Annotated in this window: 4 protein-coding genes; all 4 read right to left on the bottom strand. The window is 66.8% G+C overall.

What is annotated here, in order from left to right:
• Nucleotides 1–353: ExbD/TolR family protein (locus tag FHS78_RS19175; protein ID WP_167096123.1), on the bottom strand; the 353-nt coding region annotated here is incomplete at its 3' end.
• Between the two features lie 13 nt (nt 354–366).
• The gene (locus FHS78_RS19170; RefSeq protein WP_167096121.1) at nt 367–798 is read right to left on the bottom strand and encodes an ExbD/TolR family protein; all 432 of its coding nucleotides are present in this window, start codon (nt 796–798) and stop codon (nt 367–369) included.
• A 27-nt stretch (nt 799–825) separates the two neighbouring features.
• The gene (locus FHS78_RS19165; protein WP_343042022.1) at nt 826–1758 is read right to left on the bottom strand and encodes a MotA/TolQ/ExbB proton channel family protein; all 933 of its coding nucleotides are present in this window, start codon (nt 1756–1758) and stop codon (nt 826–828) included.
• Between the two features lie 85 nt (nt 1759–1843).
• Nucleotides 1844–2488 carry an energy transducer TonB gene (locus FHS78_RS19160; protein ID WP_167096117.1) on the bottom strand — a complete coding sequence of 215 codons (645 nt, stop codon included), beginning with the start codon at nt 2486–2488 and terminating at the stop codon, nt 1844–1846.
• Between the last annotated feature and the right edge of the window lie 15 nt (nt 2489–2503).

The raw sequence follows: 2503 nt of genomic DNA, 5'->3' as shown, positions 1-2503 counted from the left end.
TTGGCGACATAGTCGTATTTGACGAGGCGGTTGGGCCTGAGATGGACTTCCGGCTGCGGCTGCATGCCGGCGATGTCGACGAACCGGTCCTCGAGGTCCACCGTGGTGGGGACGGCATTGCCGTTCCAGAACACCGTGCCGTCGAAGTCGACCTCGAGGTCCACGACCACGGGATCGGGGTGCTCCTCGCTCACCGTCATTTGCGGCATGTCCAGCTTCACCGCCTGGGTCTGCAGCGGGATGGTGATGATGAGCATGACGAGAAGAACCAGCAGCACGTCGATCAACGGCGTCGTGTTCATCTCCACCATGGGTTCGTCGTCGCCGCCTTCCGTGCCCACATTCATTGCCATATCGCGCTTCTCCTCATGATCCGTTGGGCGGGGTGGGCTCGGTGATGAAGCCGACCTTGCGGATGCCCGCGCGCTGCGCGGCCACGATCAGCCGCCCGATCGCCTCGAAGCGCACCTCCGCGTCGCCGCGCACCTGGATCTCCGGCTGCGGCGTCATCGCCGAGGTCTCCTTCAGCTTGTCCAGAAGCGCCGCCCTGTCCGGCACGGACCCGGCATTCCAGTAGTAGTTGCCGTCCGCATCCACCGCGACGGTGATGTTCTCCGGCTTGGTGTGGTTGGCTTCGCTGTCGGCGACCGGCAGGTTCACCGGCACCGTCTGGATCGCCACGGGGATGGTGATCAGGAAGATGATCAGCAGCACCAGCATCACATCCACCAGCGGCGTGGTGTTGATCGCCGAGATCACTTCCTCTTCGCCGTCCTCGCTGCCGACATTCATGGCCATGACGTCACCTCCATTCCGATGACGACATCAGGCCCGGCGGCCGGTGAGAATGCGCAGATGGACTTCCGTGGCAAAGCGCTTGGCGCGCGAGGCCACGCCCTTGTTGCGGCGCATCAGCAGATTGTAGCCCAGCACCGCGGGCACCGCGACGGCCAGACCGATGGCCGTCATGATGAGCGCCTCGCCCACGGGGCCGGCCACCTTGTCGATGGAGGCCTGACCCGACATGCCGATCGCCACCAGCGCGTGATAGATGCCCCACACCGTGCCGAAGAGGCCGATAAAGGGCGCCGTGGAGCCCACCGTCGCCAGGAAGGCGAGGCCGCCCTGCAGCTTCTGGTTCAGCGTATCCACGCCCCGGTTGAGCGCGGCGGCCGACCAGTCGGCCAGCGTCACCTCGCCCGACAGGCCCTTGTCGAACTGTTCGACCGCTTCCTCGCCCTCCATCGCGATGGCGCGGAAGGAGTTGCGTTCGGGCAGCGCGGCGATGCCTTCCTTCAGCGTGGCGGTCGGCGCGAAGAGCTTGATCACCCGGTTGAACTGGTCGAACAGGCGGCGCTGCTCGAAGAGCTTGGTGATGAGGATGTACCAGGAGCCCATCGACATCAGCGCCAGGACGATCAGCGTGAACTTGGACACGAAGTCGCCCTGGTTCCACAAGGCGCTGAGGCCATAGGGGTTCTCGGGCTCTTCCTCGCCGGCGACATCGGCCATCGGGCCTTCGGCGAGGGCCTCCTCTTCTGCTGCCGCCATGCCCTCTTCCGCCGACATGCCCTCTTCGCCGGCCGGCAGCTCGCCCGGCGCGGGCAGCCCCGCCTCCCCGGACGTCGTGTCGGGCGCGGCGTCCTCCGCCGCGGGCGCCGCCTCCTGCGCATGCAGGGCGGGCGAGACCAGCATAACCGCCGCCCCCAGCGTCGCCGCCACCAGGAGCGGTCTCAGCTTCAGGGAAGGGATCGTCACAACAAACCGCGTATTCATCTCATCAGGTCCTTTAACTCGTCTACGCTTGCGCGCCTCGACGGCGCGGCTTTCATAGTTTCAGGCGTCAATCCGTCAGCTTGAACGCGACGGCGAACTTGATCCAATGGCCCACCGGCTTGCCGTTCCGCAGGGCCGGCAGGAAGTGCCATTTGCGCTTGGCGTGGATGAGGGCCGTCTTGTCGAGGCGGGGAAAGCCGCTCGACTGCGCGATCCGGCCCTTCGTCACATCGCCGCTCGCATCCACGTAAAGCTCCAGCACCACGCGGCCCTCCTCGCCCATGCGCCGCGAGGCGGCGGGATAAGGCGGCTGGGTGTTGCCGTGGCTGGGGTCGGCCCGGGGGCCGGTCACCGCCGGTTGCGGCCGGCGCTGCACGGGCTGGGGCTCCGGCTTCGTCTCCTGCACCGCCTGGATCGCCTTGGGCGCGGGCGGCGGCGGGGTCTCCAGCTTGATCTCGGGCGGCGGAATGTAGGCCGGCTCCGGCGGCGCCAGATCCGGCGGCGGGGGCGGCGTCTCGGGCGCCGGCGGCTCCGGCGCACGCTCCTCTTCCAGGAGCGTCACCTGAAGCGGTATCTGAGCCTCTTCCTCGTCATCACGGCCGAGCCCGAACACCAAAGCCCCGATCAGAACGACATGAAGACCAAGCACGATCGCAAGACCCACGACACGGCTCGAACCGGGATGCCCCTCTCGAAAGTCCAGCGAACTCAACTAATCAACTCCTTG

This window comes from Parvibaculum indicum (genome assembly GCF_011762095.1).
GTDB lineage: Bacteria > Pseudomonadota > Alphaproteobacteria > Parvibaculales > Parvibaculaceae > Parvibaculum > Parvibaculum indicum.
This window is presented reverse-complemented; position numbering and strand designations above follow the sequence as displayed.